The sequence below is a fragment of the Azospirillum sp. P4_B5 genome (assembly GCF_056402275.1).
On sequence record NZ_JBFUHT010000033.1, the window covers coordinates 76,321 to 92,455 of the forward strand.

15 protein-coding genes are annotated in these 16,135 nt (G+C 68.4%); 2 read left to right on the forward strand and 13 right to left on the reverse strand.

All coding sequences use genetic code 11. The features are described 5' to 3' along the window. The first annotated feature begins 47 nt into the window (after positions 1 to 47). Positions 48 to 3,029, forward strand: coding sequence for a DUF3369 domain-containing protein (locus AC1DVI_RS22670; protein WP_476959886.1), 2,982 nt, complete (start codon positions 48 to 50; stop codon positions 3,027 to 3,029). Between the two features lie 39 nt (positions 3,030 to 3,068). On the opposite strand, the gene AC1DVI_RS22675 is transcribed toward AC1DVI_RS22670, so the two are convergent. The 12 genes from AC1DVI_RS22675 to AC1DVI_RS22730 form a co-directional block, all read right to left on the reverse strand. After that, complete coding sequence (locus AC1DVI_RS22675; protein WP_476959887.1) at positions 3,069 to 5,060, reverse strand: methyl-accepting chemotaxis protein; 1,992 nt, start codon at positions 5,058 to 5,060, stop codon at positions 3,069 to 3,071. A gap of 230 nt (positions 5,061 to 5,290) precedes the next feature. Further along, positions 5,291 to 5,590 carry a hypothetical protein gene (locus AC1DVI_RS22680; protein WP_145622447.1) on the reverse strand — a complete coding sequence of 100 codons (300 nt, stop codon included), beginning with the start codon at positions 5,588 to 5,590 and terminating at the stop codon, positions 5,291 to 5,293. Positions 5,591 to 5,816: 226 nt separating this feature from the next. Further along, entirely contained in the window at positions 5,817 to 6,110 is a 294-nt protein-coding gene (locus AC1DVI_RS22685) for a ferredoxin family protein (protein WP_014239763.1), read from the reverse strand. Beyond that, complete coding sequence (locus tag AC1DVI_RS22690) at positions 6,107 to 7,408, reverse strand: FAD-dependent oxidoreductase (RefSeq protein WP_476959888.1); 1,302 nt, start codon at positions 7,406 to 7,408, stop codon at positions 6,107 to 6,109. The genes AC1DVI_RS22685 and AC1DVI_RS22690 overlap by 4 nt, the downstream gene beginning before the upstream one ends. Positions 7,409 to 7,438: 30 nt before the next feature. Beyond that, the gene (locus AC1DVI_RS22695; RefSeq protein WP_137102558.1) at positions 7,439 to 8,518 is read right to left on the reverse strand and encodes an electron transfer flavoprotein subunit alpha/FixB family protein; all 1,080 of its coding nucleotides are present in this window, start codon (positions 8,516 to 8,518) and stop codon (positions 7,439 to 7,441) included. Between the two features lie 39 nt (positions 8,519 to 8,557). Then, complete coding sequence (locus AC1DVI_RS22700) at positions 8,558 to 9,424, reverse strand: electron transfer flavoprotein subunit beta/FixA family protein (RefSeq protein WP_476959889.1); 867 nt, start codon at positions 9,422 to 9,424, stop codon at positions 8,558 to 8,560. 344 nt (positions 9,425 to 9,768) lie between these two features. Further along, on the reverse strand, positions 9,769 to 10,092 hold the full coding sequence (gene nifW, locus AC1DVI_RS22705; RefSeq protein ID WP_476959890.1) for a nitrogenase-stabilizing/protective protein NifW: 324 nt from the start codon (positions 10,090 to 10,092) through the stop codon (positions 9,769 to 9,771). Positions 10,093 to 10,109: 17 nt separating this feature from the next. Continuing rightward, the gene (gene cysE / locus AC1DVI_RS22710; protein ID WP_476959891.1) at positions 10,110 to 10,997 is read right to left on the reverse strand and encodes a serine O-acetyltransferase; all 888 of its coding nucleotides are present in this window, start codon (positions 10,995 to 10,997) and stop codon (positions 10,110 to 10,112) included. A gap of 13 nt (positions 10,998 to 11,010) precedes the next feature. Then, positions 11,011 to 12,156 (reverse strand): homocitrate synthase, encoded by a 1,146-nt coding sequence (gene nifV / locus AC1DVI_RS22715; RefSeq protein ID WP_476959892.1) that lies wholly within the window; start codon positions 12,154 to 12,156, stop codon positions 11,011 to 11,013. 120 nt (positions 12,157 to 12,276) lie between these two features. Next, entirely contained in the window at positions 12,277 to 13,482 is a 1,206-nt protein-coding gene (gene nifS / locus AC1DVI_RS22720) for a cysteine desulfurase NifS (RefSeq protein WP_476959893.1), read from the reverse strand. Positions 13,483 to 13,485: 3 nt separating this feature from the next. Then, positions 13,486 to 14,409, reverse strand: coding sequence for a Fe-S cluster assembly protein NifU (gene nifU / locus AC1DVI_RS22725; RefSeq protein ID WP_476959894.1), 924 nt, complete (start codon positions 14,407 to 14,409; stop codon positions 13,486 to 13,488). Positions 14,410 to 14,458: 49 nt separating this feature from the next. After that, positions 14,459 to 14,839: a HesB/IscA family protein gene (locus tag AC1DVI_RS22730; RefSeq protein ID WP_109068593.1), complete on the reverse strand. Its 381-nt coding sequence runs from the start codon at positions 14,837 to 14,839 to the stop codon at positions 14,459 to 14,461. Between the two features lie 280 nt (positions 14,840 to 15,119). On the opposite strand from AC1DVI_RS22730, the gene AC1DVI_RS22735 reads away from it, so the two are divergent. Further along, positions 15,120 to 15,617, forward strand: a complete 498-nt coding sequence (locus AC1DVI_RS22735) for a hypothetical protein (protein ID WP_476959895.1) — start codon at positions 15,120 to 15,122, stop codon at positions 15,615 to 15,617. Here AC1DVI_RS22735 and AC1DVI_RS22740 read toward each other — a convergent pair. Next, a complete protein-coding gene (locus AC1DVI_RS22740; RefSeq protein WP_476959896.1) occupies positions 15,580 to 16,092 on the reverse strand; it encodes a nitrogen fixation protein NifQ in 513 nt (170 codons plus the stop codon). The genes AC1DVI_RS22735 and AC1DVI_RS22740 overlap by 38 nt on opposite strands. Positions 16,093 to 16,135: the final 43 nt, after the last annotated feature.

The window sequence follows — 16,135 nt, forward strand, 5'->3', positions numbered from 1 at the left end:
GATATCCTCCCGCGACCGGAGGCTGCGGGTGGCGCGGAGGGAGTTCGATGAGCGACGAGTTTCTTTTCGCCGACGACGAGCCGGGTATCGAGGCCGAAACGGCGAAGGAAGCGGCGCCGGAGCCCGCCGATCCCTGGATCATCCTGATCGTCGACGACGATCCGGCGATCCACGCGACCACCAAGATGGTGTTGCGCGGCTTCACCTTCGAAGGCCGCCCGGCGCAGTTCCTGTCCGCTGGTACCGCGGCGGAGGCGCGCAGCCTGCTGGAGCAGAATCCGGCCATCGCCGTGGTGCTTCTGGACGTGGTCATGGAGTCGGACGACGCCGGCCTGCGGCTGGTGCGCATGATCCGCAGCGAGTTGAACAACCGGCGCGTGCGCATCATCCTGCGCACCGGTCAGCCGGGGCAGGCGCCGGAACGCGACGTCATCCTGAACTACGACATCAACGACTACAAATCGAAGACGGAGCTGACGGCGCAGAAGCTGTTCACCTCGGTCGTCGCCGCCCTGCGCGGCTATCAGGATATCACCGCCATCGAGGACCACCGCCGGGGGCTTGAGCGCATCCTGGACGCCTCCTCCGCCCTGCTCGACAAGCGGACCATGGCGGAGTTCGTCCGCGGCGCGGTGTCGAAGATTGCCGAGATCTGCCCGCCCTGCGACGGCATCGCCCTGTGCAGCCGCTGGACCGAGGAGGAGACCGGTGGTGCCGCGCGCGACCCGCTGGTGCTCGGGGCCGGCGGCATCCACGCGGCGGCGGAGGGCAAGCCGGTGCGCGCCGCCCTGCCGGCGGAGGCGGCGGAGGCGGTGACGCAGGCGCTGGCCGACGGGCGGAACCGCTATGAGCGGGAGCGCAGCCTGCTGGTCTTCCGCTCCACCTCGCGGCACCACGACACGGTGTTCCACATCAACCACCGGCGCCCCCTGACGGAGGACGAACGGCGGCTGCTGGAGGTCTTCTGCTCCAAGGTCGCGGTCGGCTTCGACAACGTGCATCTGTACGAGGAACTGACCGCGCTGAACCGCAACCTGGAGAGCCAGGTGGCCGACCGGACCCGCGAACTGGTCGCCGCGACCGAGGCGGCGGAGGCCGCAAGGGCGGAGGCGGAGGCCGCCAACCAAGCCAAGTCGTTGTTCCTGGCGACCATGAGCCACGAGATCCGCACCCCGATGAACGGCGTCCAGGGCATGCTGGAGCTGCTGGAATACACGCCGCTGACCCCCGAGCAGCAGGAGCTGGTTTCCGTCGTCCGCGATTCGGCTGGGGCGCTGCTGACCATCATCAACGACATCCTGGACTTCTCGAAGATCGAGGCCGGGCGGCTGGACCTGGAGCACGCTCCGGTGTCGCTGTCCGCGGTGGTGGAGGGCGTGGCCGAGACGCTGGCCCCGGCAGCGCGGCAGAAGGATCTGGCGCTGGTCACCTACGTCGATCCCGATCTGCCGCCACTGGTCATGGGCGATTCGGTGCGCATCCGGCAGGTGCTGTTCAACATCGCCGGCAACGCGGTGAAGTTCACCCCCTCCGGCTCGGTGCGCATCCGGGCCGAGCTGGCGCGGTTCGAGGACGGGCGGGCGACGATCCGGATCACCGTGACCGACACCGGAATCGGCATCGCCACGGAAGCCCAGGCCCAGCTCTTCGACCCCTTCACCCAGGCGGAGGCCTCGACCACCCGTCGCTTCGGCGGGACCGGGCTGGGGCTGTCGATCTGCCGTCGACTGGCCGAGCTGATGGGCGGCGAGGTCGGGGTGGCGAGCGAACCGGGCCGGGGCTCCACCTTCTGGTTCACCTTCACCGCCGATCTTGCCCCGGACCGCGACGCCGCGGGCGTCGGGGCTCCGCCGCTGGCCGGGCTGTCGGTGCTGCTCCTGGCCGCCGACGCGGAGGAGCGGCGGTTCCTCGCCCGCTACCTGAACACCGACGGTGCCGTTCTGCTGGACGCGCCGGACGCGGCGGCGGGGATGCAGGCCCTGCCGCCGGGGGCGCCCTGCGACGTCGTGCTCACCACTTCGGAAGCGGATTTGCAGGCGCTGGACACCGCAGCGCCTGGGCTGGCGCGCGGGCGGGTGCTGCTGGGGGGGCGGGGCGCCTTGATCGACGCGGTCGGGCTGGCCCGACCGGTGCGCCGCGGCCATCTGGTGCGCGCCGTGCTCGCCGCCGCGGGTCGCGGGCCGGCGGTCGAAACCGATGCGGGGCATCCCGGACCGACGGCGGTTTCTTTGGCGGAGGGTGGAGGGGCGTCTCCACCCCGCATCCTGGTGGCCGAGGACCATCCGACCAACCGGCAGGTCATCCAGCGGCAGCTCGCCCTGCTCGGCCAGACGGTGGACTTGGCGGAGGATGGCGTCCAGGCGCTGGCCCTGTGGCGTGACGGGAATTACGCGCTGCTGCTGACCGACTGCCAGATGCCGGAGATGGACGGCTTCGAGCTGACCCGGCTGATCCGTGCCGAGGAGGCGGCGGGCGGTCGTCCCCGCCTGCCCATCATCGCGGTCACAGCCAACGCCATGGCCGGCGAGGCGCAGCGCTGTCTGTCCGCGGGGATGGACGACGCCGTGTCGAAGCCGGTGGAGATCGGCCAGCTGCGCCGCTTGCTGGACCGCCACTTGCCGTCCATGTCCGCGTCCGAACCGGCGCCGGTTCCCTCGGCATCCGTCGCGACGCCGGACTCCCGCCCCGACGCGCCACCCATCGATGTGGGGGTCCTGGCGACCCTGTTCGACGGGGACATGGAGTTCGTCGGGCAACTGCTGCAGGAGTTCATCGTCTCCAACAGCGCCAGCCGCGACCGTCTGGTGGCCGCCCATGAGGCGGAGGATTGGGACGGCGTGCGTCAGGCCGCCCACAAGCTGGCGGGGTCCTCCCGCACGGTGGGCGCGCGCGATCTCGCCATGGCGAGCGATGCCATCGAACTGTCCTGTGTGGAGCGGCGGCTGGACGGCATCGGTTCGCTGGTCGCCCGCGTCGACCATGAACTTGGCCGCGCCGCCGCGTACATTCATGGCATGGCGCCGGCTTAGCGAACCGGCGCCGGCCCAATCAGTCGATCAAGCGGCTCCTCAAGCGGCTATTGGCCGCAGGGCGCGGTCGCGGACCAACGCGTTGAACCTCTGCTCAAATCCGGCCTTCGCCTCGTCCGGCAGCTCGAAACGGATGTGGCAGCTCTGGGCCTCGACCGTCACGACGGTGAAGGGCAGGGGCATGCCGAAGCCGTCGATGTGCAGCGTGCCGCGCGCGCCGTTCGTGGCGCCATCCCACACCTGCAGCGCGGCGCCGCTGGAGGACAGGTTGTGCAGGCGGCAGATCCGGTTGCCGGCGGGGGTGTCGGCGCGGGCGGGCAGTTCCACCGCATAGCGGGCCTCGCGGCGGCGGTCCACCTCGCTCATCGAGGTGCGGACGACCCGGACCAGGATGCCGCGCAGCTCGTCGATGCTTCCCGAGACGTCGTCGGCGATGACGCGCACGGCGGCGGCGCGGTCGCCGGTGGCCTTCGCCTCGCTGGAGACCTCGGCGATGCGGCGGGAGACCTCGCGCGCGGCGTCGGCGGTCTGGTTGACGTTCCGGCTGATCTCCTGGGTCGCGGCGGCCTGTTCCTCCATCGCGGCGGCGATGGCGGCGGCCACCTGATCGACCTCGGTTATGCTGTCGGTGATGGTGGAGACGGCGACCACGGCCCCGCCGGTCGCGGCCTGGATCTCGCCGATCTGGGTGGCGATGTCCTCCGTCGCCTGCGCGGTCTGGTTCGCCAGATTCTTCACCTCGCTCGCCACCACGGCGAAGCCCTTGCCGGCCTCTCCGGCACGGGCGGCCTCGATTGTGGCGTTCAGCGCCAGAAGATTGGTCTGGCTGGCGATCGTCTGAATGAGCTGGGCGACGTCGCCAATCTTCTGCACGGCGTTGGACAGCGACTGGATGGTGCCGCGCGCCTGGTCGCCCTTCTCCACGGCAATGCGGGTGATGCTGCTGGCCTGCGCCACCTGTGTGCCGATCTCGCGGATCGAGGCGGCCAGCTCCTCCGAGGCGGCGGCGACGGTCTGGGCGTTGCGCAGGGCCTGTTCCGCGGCGGCGGCCACCGACTGGCTGTTCGCCCCGACGGCGTCCGCCGACCGGGCCATGGCCGCGGCGTTGCCTTCCATCTGCCCGGTGCGCTCGGCCACCCGGTCCACGGCGTTGCGGGTTTCGCGCTCCACCGTCTGGGCCATGTTCTCCAGCGCGTCGCGCTTGGCGATCTCGGCCTGCTCCCGCTGGCGTTCCTGTTCCTGGCGCATGCGATGATTTTCCAGCCCGTTGGCCTTGAACACCTCCACCGCGCGGGCCATCGCGCCGATCTCGTCACGCCCGTCGCTGCCCGGCACGGCTTCGGCATAGTCGCCGTCGGCGATTCGCCGCATGGCGGCGGTCAGGCGCCCCACCGGGCCGGTGACCCGGCGGACCACAATCATCACGCCCAGCAGCACCATGGCGATGCCGACCGCCAGCAGCGTCCAGGCGGTCGTGCTGGCGGTGCCGTGGGTCTTCTGGGCCGCCTCGTAGTTCTCGCCGGCGACGCGCACCTGGAGGTCGATCAGCAGGCCGATGCGGTCGGTGACGGGATCGATGGTCTGGTACAGCTCCTTTCGGACGAAGCCGTCCAACGCGCGGCCGTCCTTGTCCAACAGGATGCCGATCAGCCGCTCGATCAGGATGTCGGCCTTGGCCATGTCCGGCTTGATCTGATCGACGAGCGCCTGTTCCTCGGCGTTGAGCGTGTTGGCCAGATAGGCGGACCAGTGCGACCGTATGTCCTCCTTCGCCTTGCGGGTGGACGCCAGGCTCTCGTCCCAGGTGAAGTTGCCGTTGCGGGCCTTGTGCGAGGCGTCGACGATGAAGACGGCGTAGGCGTCCGAGATGATCTTCAGGTTGCGCAGCGGCAGCACCCGGTCGTCATGCACCGACCGCAGATCGGCGTTCGCCATGTTGAGCGCGCGCAGCCCGACGACGTCGCTGACGGCGAGCAGAAGGCCGAGCAGGTTCAGAACCACAAGAAGAAGGACTTTGATGGAGAGGTGCATTGCAGACTTCCCGCGGATTTCGACAGGCACCCGCTGTTTCCCATCGTCGTGCGATGGTGCGGGTTTCAGAAGCGTCAGGCGTGGATGGAACGAAAAAATCGCCGTCCGCGGGATGGGCGCGGACGGCGATTCCTTGCTTTTGCTCTGCACAACCGGCCGCGCGATCCGGGCCCTGTCCGAACATCCGGTGGGTGTTTACGGGCGGTGCCTCGTCTTCAACCCCTCGGGCGTCAGTGGACCTTGACCTCGTTCCCGTGATCGCGGCGGTAGATGTGCACATGGTAGGCGGCCATCGGATTGCCCCGGACATACTCCAGCAGACGGCGTTCCATGTCCGGCGTGGCGTTGCGGATCAGCATCTGCCAAGCCGGCTCCATCGTGGCGCGCTGGGTCTCGTCGTGCGGCAGCATGATGAAGCCCGCCCATTCTGGCCGGAAATCAGCGAGATAGCTTTCGGCATAATGCCGCATCATGGACGCGTCGTTGACGTTGACCGACTTCATGTTCTCGAAGCAGACACGAAGCTGCATGTTCCGTCTCCCTCGTTTCGCAGGTCTCGATACAACGGATATGTGCAGCGTCCGTCCCTTCCGCATCCATCGGGCGGGCGGAAAATTTGGGCGGGGGCGGCGAGATAACCGTGCAACGAAGAAAACCCCTCCCCGCGGAGCGGGAAGGGGTTCCAGTCATGGCGGATAGGAGAGGGAGACGACCGGCGGACCAGCGGCGAAGGCCGTAGGACTGCCGGTGCGTTCCTCAACCAAACTTATAACTGATGCCGTAGCCGCCCCGCGGGTAGTCCCACTGAATATTTTCCTTGTCCTGGCAGACCACGCGGCAGGTGCCGCATTCCAGGCAGCCGTCGGTGGCCAGCGTCACGCTGCCGGTCTCGTTCTTGCTGTAGCAGGCCGCCGGGCAGCAGACGGTGCAGGCCTGGGACTCGCAGGACTTGCAGACCGCGTCGTTGCGGATCTGGATGTGCGGCCGGCTCTCGTCGACGATGTAGCGGTTCTGGTACAGCTTCTCTTCGATCTTGACCACGATGCTCATCGCACGGCCCTCACCAGCTTGATTGCGTCGCCGACCAGACCCATGATCGAGCGCTTCTTGACGAAGGACTTCATGATCTCCTTCTCCTTCGTCTTCTTGTCCACGCTGTCCACGGTGAACCAGCTGTGGGCGGCGGCGGTCAGCGTGTCGGGGTAGGCGCCGAAGAACTGCTTGTTCTCGTGCATGATGCCCGGCAGGTTCCGGTACTTCTTCAGGTCCTTCATGATGAAGCTGTCGTCCAGCTTCTTCTTGTAGCCGGCGAGGTTGGCGGCGTTGTAGGGCTTGCCGGCCTGCTTCAGCTCGATCACCGTCTCCGCGGCCATGCGGCCCGACGCCATGGCGAGGTTGGAGCCCTCGCGGTGGGCGGCGTTGTTGAAGTGGGCGGCGTCGCCGACCACCATCCAGCCGTCGCCGTAGAGCTGCGGAACCGCCTTGTAGCCGCCCTCGGGGATCATGTGGGCGGCGTATTCCTTCATCTCCGCCCCTTCGATCAGCGGCTTGATGACGGGGTGGTTCTTCAGGTCCTCCAGCATCTTGTAGGGCGGGATGGCGCCCTCCTTGAAGTCGGAGATCAGGCAGCCGATGCCGATCGTCAGCGATTCCTTGTTGGTGTAGAGGAACGCCGTGCCGACCATGCCCTTGGTCACCTTGCCCATGATCTCGATAACCACGCCCTCCTCGTCCTTCAGGCCGAAGCGCTGCTGGATCAGCTCGGGATCGATGAACAGGATTTCCTTGACGGCCAGCGCGACGTTCTGCGGCGCCAGCTCCTGCTGGAAGCCGGTGCGGCGGGCGAGCAGGGCGTTGACGCCGTCGGCCATGATGACCACGTCGGCGTGGATCTCGCCGCCCTCGCGGTCGGTGCGCACGCCGATGACCTTGCCCGAGGCGTCACGGATCAGCTCCGTCACGGTGGTCTCGCAGATCTGCAGGCCGCCGGCCTCGCGGATCTTCTCGGAAAACCACTTGTCGATGTTGGCGCGGATGATCGTGTAGCGGTTCGGCTTGTCGCTGTTGAAAGCCTCCGACCGGTAGTTGGTGCCGATGTAGTTGTCGTCACCGAGCAGCCAGATGCGCTGTTCGATGATGTGGCGCTCGGTCGGGCAATCCTCGCGGAAGTCCGGGATGATCTTCTCCAGCTCGGCGGCGTACATGATGCCGCCCTGGACGTTCTTGGCGCCGGGATACTCCCCGCGCTCGAGCTGAAGAACGTTGAGGCCCTGCTTGGCCAGCGTGTAGGCCGCCGCGTTGCCGGACGGGCCGGCACCGATGACGATGGCGTCGAACTTTTCGACCATGGTCCTTGTGGCTCCTGTTCGTCCGGTTGCTTAGCCGGCCAGCCGGTTGACCGAGAGGCGCTTGCCGAAAGCGTCGGTCAGGGCCGGCAGGATGGTCAGCGCGTCGCCGACCAGCCCGAGATGGGCGAAGTCGAAGATCGGCGCGTTGGGGTCGGTGTTGATGGCCAGGATCAGGTCGGACTTCTCCATGCCGACCCGGTGCTGGATGGCGCCGGAGATGCCGGCGGCGATGTAGAGCTTCGGGCGCACCGTCTTGCCGGTCTGCCCGACCTGACGGTCGAAGCCGGTCCAGCCGGCCTGGACCAGCGGACGGGTCACCCCGACCTCGCCGCCCAGAACCTTGGCGAGGTCGAAGACCAGCTTCAGGTTCTCCGGCTTGCCCAGCCCCTTGCCCGCCGCGACGATGATGTCGGCGAAGGCGAGCTGCGCCTCGTTCTGCTCGCGGTCGGCGATGAAGCTCAGCACCTTGGTGATGACGTCGGTCTCACGCAGGTTCGGGAACACCTCGACCACGCGGCCGGTGCGGCTGTCGTCGCGGTCGGGCATCGACATCACGCGCGGCCGCACCGTGGCCATCTGCGGCCGGTAGGCCAGCGTCTGGATGGTGCAGAGCAGCGTGCCGCCGAAGGTCGGGCGGGTGGCCGCCAGCGAGCGGTTGTCCATGTAGATATCAAGCTCGGTGCAGTCGGCGGTCAGGCCGGTGGCGAGCGTGGTGGCGATGGCGCCGGCGAGGTCGCGGCCCAGCGTGGTGGCGCCCAGCAGCACGATCTCCGGCTTGTAGGTGTTGACCACGTCGGTCATCACCCGCGTGTAGGGATCGGTGCGGTAGTCGGCCAGGACCGGGTCGGTCACCTTGTAGACGACGTCGGCGCCGTAGGTGAAGGCGTCGCCGCAGATGGCGTTCAGTTCCGGGCTGTCGGCGCCCAGGACCACGGCCCCCACCTCGACCCCCAGCTTGTCGGCGAGCTTGCGGGCTTCGCCCACCAGCTCCCACGACACGGAATGGACGGAGCCGCGCTCCTGCTCCACGATCACCCAGATGCCCTTGTATTCCTTCAGGTGCTCGGGCAGTTGGAACTTGCGTCCCTGCGGCTTGCTTGGTTCGCTCATCGGGATGTCTCCGGCGGAGGATTCGTCAGGAACGGCGCGTCACAGCCCGGCGGCGGCGCGGGCGAGCAGCTCGTCGGCGAGTTTCGGCTGGGCGCCGAAGATGGCTTCGACCGCGGCGGCGGCCATTGCCTCTGCGCTGGGGGCTTCCGCGGTGGGAGCCCCGGCCTCGACCATCGTCGCCTTCTGGGCGCGCGGCTTCGGCACGAAGACCTTCGACACGACGGTGGGCGAGCCCTTCAGCCCGACCTTCGTCTCTTCGGCGCCGGTGGTGTCCTTGTTCCAGGTCTTCAGGCCGTAGCGGGCGGCGCGGAACATGTCGTCCATTTTGCCGAAGCGGATGGTGTTCGTGCCTTCCAGCATCGTGATCATGCAGGGCAGGGCGGTCTTCAGCACCTGAACGCCGCCCTCGGAGCGGCGGTGCACGACGATCTCCCTGGCGCCCTGGTCGATCGATTCGATCTTCGTGATGTAGGTGAGCTGCTGGAAGCCCAGCCGCGTGGCGATGCCCGGACCGACCTGCGCGGTGTCGCCGTCCACCGTCTGCTTGCCGCAGAAGACCAGATCGACCTGTTCCTCCTCCGACAGCTTCTTGATGGCGGAGGTCAGGGCGTAGGAGGTCGCCAGCGTGTCCGACCCGGCGAACTTACGGTCGGTCAGCAGCACCGCGTCGTCGGCGCCCAGCGACAGCGCCTTGCGAAGCGAGGTTTCGGCCATCGGCGGCCCCATGGTCAGGACGGTGACGCGGGCGCCGACCTTGTCCTTGATCCGCAGCGCCTCCTCCAGCGAGAAGAGGTCGAAGGGGTTGATGATGGCCGGGACGCCCTGACGCATGATCGTGTTCGTCACGGGGTGGATGCGGATCTGGGCGCTGTCGGGCACCTGTTTGATACAGACAACGATGTGCATCCCGGTCTCCTTGACATTCCGCCGCCTGTCGCGCGGCATGGCTATGGTCCTACCAGCAAGCGGCGTGCCAGATTTGTGCAGAGCGGTAAGTTACTGTAATCAATGATTTTTATGGCTGTTGAGAGATTGTCGCAAAAACGACAAAGAACCGACGTGTCGGCTTCTCAACAGGGGGCTTCCGTCGCGGCCCGACCCGTTCCCGGCCCCCCGTCCAGCTTCTGTCGCGTACCGGACAAAGCCGACAACGGCCGCTCAGGGGAAGGACGGCCGAAAAACAGAACGGCCTGCGGACGCTCGCCGGGGGCGGGTCCGCAGGCCGTTCTGGACACGAAGGATGAAACGGATCAGGTCGGCAGCAGGGAGTCCAGCGGGACGAAGCGGTCGGCCATCTTGCGCGCTTCCTCCTGATGGACCTTGAAGGTCTTCTCGGCGATGGCGTTGGACGCTACGAAGTCCTGGTAGGCGCGCTCCAGATGGGCGTGGTAGCGGGCGGCCATGCCCTCGTCGTCCAGCCCCTCCATGCCGGTGTCGGCGGACAGATAGTCGTGGAAGCGCTGCAGGATGTGCAGGCGGTTCACGTTGACCACGCGCTGCTCGTAGGTGACGCCGAGGAAGCGCAGGAAGTCCTCCGCGGTCTCCAGATCCTCCAGATCGTCCTTGAAGCTCATGGCGGGGTCCTTTCCGTTCAGATGACGTAGTGATCGGCGCGCGCGCCGATGTCGGGAGAATGGGGGTTGGGAGTGTCGTGTTTGCCGCAGGTGTCCTGGTCGCACAGGTTGCCGCAACTCCGGCAGACGATGCCGTCGAGCGGCAGGTCGTCCAGCCGGATGCTGCTCAGCGGCGGAGCGGGGCGGGGCGGGGCGTGTCGCGTGGCCTCCTCCGCCGCGTGGGCTTCCAGCCGGGCCTCAATGCGGTTGATGTGGTCGATCAGGCAGGCGATGGCCTTGCCGACCGGATCGGGCATCAGATGGTGGTCAAGGTCGATGCCGTGGGCGGCCAGCCGCCGCTGGGTGTCCGGACGGACGACGCGGCCGGGGATGCCGACCACCGTCATGCCGTCCGGCACGTCCTTGGTCACCACGGAGTTGGCGCCGACGCGGCACTGGGCGCCGACGGTGATCGGCCCCAGGATCTTGGCCCCGGACCCGACCAGCACGCCGTCGCCCAGCGTCGGGTGCCGCTTGCCCTTGGTCCAGGAGGTGCCGCCCAGAGTCACGCCGTGGTAGAGCGTCACGTCGTCACCGACCTCCGCCGTTTCGCCGATGACGACGCCCGCCCCGTGGTCGATGAAGAAGCGGCGGCCGATGGAGGCGCCGGGGTGGATGTCGATGTTGGTCAGCGCCCGGGCTAGATAGGACAGGAAGCGCGCCGGCCAGCGCAGCCCCCGCCGCCACGCGGCGTTGGACAGCCGGTGGACCACCAGAGCGTGGATGCCGGGGTAGCAGGTCAGCACGTCGAAGACGTTGCGCGCCGCCGGGTCGCGGTCGAAGACGCAGGCGACGTCCTCGCGCAGCAGCCGCCACAGGCTGGTCTCATTCATGGCGAGGTCCGGGTGGGCGTCGATCGCGGCCATGGGGTCCTCCGGATCACGAAGTGACGACGCTCCAGCGCGTGGCGTCGTCGTGGAAGGCGCGCAGCTCCTCCGCCGTCGGCGCACGCTTGGCGCAGGTGGCGAGCGCGCGGACCCGCGGCAGCACCGCCTGGGCGGTGGCGTCGTCGCAGGCGATGCCGAGCTGGCCGTAGGCCATCTTCACCCCGGCCGTGCCGGAATGCTTGCCCAGCACGATGCGGTGCTCGCGTCCGACCTCGGCGGGGTCGAAATTCTGGTAGGTGGCGCGGTCGCGCAGCAGCCCGTCGACATGGATGCCGGCCTCGTGCGTGAAGACGGCGTCGCCGACGATCGACTTGTTGACCGCCACCGGCCGGTTGGAGGCGCGCTCCACGAGGTCGGAGATCGCCCCCAGCGCGCGGGTGTCCACCCCGCAGTCCTGCCCGTAGAGCACCTTCAGCGACACCACCACCTCCTCCAGCGGGGCGTTGCCGGCGCGCTCGCCCAGCCCGTTGACGGTGGTGTTGACGTGGGTCGCCCCGCCCAGCACGGCGGCCAGCGAATTGGCGTTGGCGAGGCCGAGGTCGTCGTGGGCGTGGATCTCGATCTCCAGGTCGGTGGCCCGGCGCAGCCGTTCGATGCAGGCGCGCGTCTGGAAGGGATCGAGCACGCCCAACGTGTCGGCGAAGCGGAAGCGGCGGGCGCCGGCCTCCTGCGCCACCGTCGCGGCGGCGATCAGGAAATCCATGTCGGCGCGCGAGGAGTCCTCGCCGCCCAGGCTGACCTCCAGCCCGTGGTCGCGGGCCGTCTTGACCTTGCGCTCGATCTCCGCCAAAGCCCAGGCGCGGCTGCGCTTGAGCTTTCTGGTGATGTGGATGTCGGAGACCGGCATCGACAGGTTGACGGTGCCGACCTGGCAATCGAGCGCCGCCTTCAGGTCGGTGTCGTGCATGCGGCACCAGACCATCAGCCGGGCCTTCAGCCCCAGCGCGGCCACGGCGCGGATGCCCTCGCGCTCCTCCGGCCCCATGGCGGGGATGCCGATCTCCAGCTCCGGCACGCCGGCCTCGTCGAGCGCGCGGGCGATGGCGATCTTCTCGTCGAGCGTGAAGGCGACCCCCGCCGTCTGCTCCCCGTCGCGCAGCGTCGTGTCGTTGATGATGGTGGAACCGGCCATCGGCATGACGTGAGCCTCGATGCGAATGCGTCGCGGTGATTGCCCCCTCCCTAACCCTCCCCCGCTTCGCAGGGGAGGGGATTGAGGGCCCTCTCCTGCGAAGCGGCCCGGCCTGCGATCTCGGTGTTACGAATAGACCGGTGCGAACTCCTTCGGGGCGCCCGCCTGCGACCAGTAGGGCGACAGCGAGCGCAGCTTCGCGATGATGCCGGGAACCACCGCGATCACCCGGTCGATCTCCTCCTCGGTCGTCTCCCGCGACAGGGAGAAGCGGGTGGCGCCGTGGGCGGCGGTGTAGGGCACGCCCATGGCCCGCATCACGTGGCTCGGCTCCAGCGACCCGGAGGTGCAGGCCGACCCCGACGAGGCGGCGATGCCGGCCTCGTTCAGCAGCAGGAGGATCGCCTCGCCCTCGATGTACTCGAAGGCGACGTTGCAGGTGTTGGGCAGGCGGTTGGCCGGGTTGCCGGTGACGAAGCAGTTGGGGACGGCGGCCAGGATGGCCTGCTCCAGCTTGTCGCGCAGCGCCTTCACCCGCGTGTTCTCGTCGGTCATGTGCAGCAGGGCCAGCTGTGCCGCCGCCCCCAGCCCGACGATGCCCGGCGCGTTCTCGGTGCCGGCGCGGCGCGAGCGCTCCTGGTGGCCGCCGCGCAGCATCGGGCGGAAGCGCAGGCCGCGCTTGACGTAGAGCGCGCCGATGCCCTTGGGCGCGTGCAGCTTGTGACCGGACAGCGACAGCATGTCCACCGCGCTGTTGGCGAGCGTCATCGGGATCTTGCCGACCGCCTGCACCGCGTCGGTGTGGAACACCGCGCCAACGGCCTTGGCAAGCTGGGCCAGCTCCTCGATCGGGAAGATCGTCCCGGTCTCGTTGTTCGCCCACATGATCGAGACGATGGCGACGTCCGGCGACAGGGCCGCCTTGTAGGCGTCCAGGTCCAGGTTGCCCCGGTTGTCCACGCCGATGCGGTGGACCGTGTAGCCGCGCTTCTTTTCCAGATAGTCGCACAGCGCCAGCACGGCGGGATGCTCGACCACGCTGGTGACGATGCTCTTCTTTTTCGGATAGGCCTCCAGCGTGGACAGGATGGCTGTGTTGTCGCTCTCCGTGCCGCCGGAGGTGAAGACGATCTCGCTGTCATGGGCGGCGCCGAGCAGCGCCTGCACCTGCTTGCGCGCCCATTCGATCTTGCCGCCCACCGCGGCGCCGAAGCCGTGCATGGAGGAGGGGTTGCCGAACTGCTCGGTGAACAGCGGCAGCATCTCCGCCAGCACTTCCGGATCGACGCGGGTGGTGGCGTTGTTGTCGAGGTAGATTCCCTGTGCGGTCATGGCTCAGGCCCCCACCGGCAGAAGGGAGGCGGGCTTGACGCGGACGAATTCGCCCAGCGCCTCGACCAGCTTGGCCTGCACGCCCATCATGGTGCCCGCGGACTGCGAACAGCCGGAGCAGGCGCCGGTCAGCCGGACGTAGATGTCCTTGCCGTCGATGTCCACCAGCTCCACGTCGCCGCCGTCGCGCTGGATCTGCGGGCGCAGCTCCTCGATGGCGACCATGATCTTCTGCATGCGCTGCACGTTCGTGAGCTTGGCGGGCGCCGCCGAGGCCTCGGCCTTAGGGGCCAGCGGCTTGATGGCGTCCAGCCCGACCGTGCCGGGGGCGTGGGACTTGGGCGGGGCCAGCGCGCCGGTCTTGGCGAGCACGGCCTCCAGAACCTCCTCGATCTTCTCGTGGCAGGTCTGGCAGGAGCCGCCGGCCTTGGTGTAGTGGGTGACCTCCTCCAGCGTGGTCAGGCTGTTGACGGTCACCGCGCGCTCGATCATCGCCGCGTCGATGCCGAAGCACTTGCAGACCAGTTCGCCTTCCTCGTGGTCGTCCACCCACTCCTCGCCCTTGAAGTTGGCGATGGCGGCGCGGAGCGCCTCGGCGCCCATGACCGAACAGTGCATCTTCTCCGGGGGCAGGCCGCCCAGATACTCGGCGATGTCGCGGTTGGTGACGGCCAGCGCCTCGTCCACCGTCTTGCCGATGATCATTTCCGTCAGCGCCGACGAGGACGCGATGGCCGAGCCGCAGCCGAAGGTCTGGAACTTCGCGTCCTCGATGACCTGGCTGTCGGGGTTGACCTTCATCATCAGCTTCAGGGCGTCGCCGCAGGTGATCGACCCGACCTCGCCCACGGCGTTCGCCTCATCCAGCGCGCCGGCGTTCTTCGGGTTGAAGAAGTGTTCCTTGACCTTGTCGGTGTAGTTCCACATGACGCCTTGCCTTTCCCGACGTTATCGGGTGGGGGGAGAGTGTTCGGGGTTAGTGGGCGGTGCCGCAGCCGCCGGCCGACGGCGCGGAAGAGCAGCTGCCCCCCGGGCCCGCCGAGAAGGACTTGCCGCAGCCGCAGCTGCCCGTCGCGTTCGGGTTGTCGAACTTGAAGCCCGCGCCCTCGACCCCTTCGACGAAATCGACCACCACGCCGGTCAGGAAGGGCTGGCTGGTCGGATCGACGAAGATCGTCACCGGGCCGAAGGTCAGCACGGCGTCCTCGTCGCCCGCCGAGGCCTCCAGCCCCATCTGGTACTTCATGCCGGCGCAGCCGCCGTCCGCCACCGCGATGCGCAGCCCGGCCGCAGCGCCGCCGGACTTCGCCAGCACGCGCTCCAGGGTGTTCACCGCCGCATCCGTCAGGGTCACCATGTCTGCCGCCTCCAAATGCTCCGTCGGGCATGCCGACCGATCTTGGTCATAGAACAGCAAGCGCTGTGCCAACTTTTAAGTTATTGATTTTCAATGATTGTCAGGTCGACGGGCTGGTGGCTTCCCGACAATTGTCGGGTCGGGCCCCTGTCGGGTTTGCGACATCCTGCGACGAAAGGACGCACAATTTGTTTATGGGCTTTTGCGAAGCCCGCTAGCGGCTCATACAGAATTGTCGGTCGGGCGCACAGTGTCGGAAAACAACGGAAGGGGACGGGTGATGGAGCGGCCGGTCGAACTGCGGATGTCCAACGGGCGCATGGCCTTCGGCGAGGTCCCCGAGCACATCGACGAGACGCTGCAGGAGGCGGTGAGGGCCCGACCCGACGCCGCAGCCTGCGAGGCCCTGCTCTGGGAGGCCCACCGGATGGGGCCGCGCGTCCTGCCGGTCTTCTACGCGCTCTACAAATTCTATTTCAACCGCAAGCGCTTCGCGGACGCGGAGCGGGTGGCGACCATCGGGCTGGACGCGGCCGCGCGCGAGGGCGGCTATGCCGGCGACTGGCGGAGCCTGCGCGCGGACAGCGCGGATTGGGCGACGGAAGGGCCGGCGCGCTTCACCCTGTTCACCCTGAAGGCGCTGGCCTTCATCAGTCTGCGCAGCGGGCGGGTTGAGGATGCGAGGGCGATCCTCGCCAAGCTGACGGAGATCGACCCGCAGGACCGGGTCGGCTACGGCGTCATCGCCGCGCTGGCGAAGGGTGTGGGGGACGAGTGACGGCGGAGAAGGGCGGGGGGGGGGGGGGGGGGGGGGGGGGGGGGGGGGGGGGGGCCGCGAGATGGCTTGGGCCGGCCAGCCCCAGGTCGCGCCACAACTCGCCCTCGTCCAGCATCGCCCGCGCGACGATCGCGGCGAGCCATTCCTCCTCCTCGATGCCCAGCGAGCGGTGGGCGAGCAGGAGTGCGGTGATGTCGTCCACCTCGCCGCGAAGCAGCGGGGGCAGGGGGGTGGGCGAGCTGTCAGGAACCGGAAGGCCGGCCGCGAAGGCGTCGGGAAAGTAGCGGTCGAGAAGCTGGCCGAGCGCCCTGTCGTCGAGACCCAGCGCGCCCGGACCCGTCGGCCAGCGGCGGGCCAGGATGCAGGCGAACAAATGCGCGTCGAAGACGTTGCAGCGTCCCTGACGGTCGGTCAGCCAACGGTACAGTCGCGTGGTGTCACCCGCCCCCGGCGGGGCGGCGTGCAGGATGCCCATGGCGTCCTCCTCCGGGGGCGGGCGGCCGTCAGGCCGCTTCAGA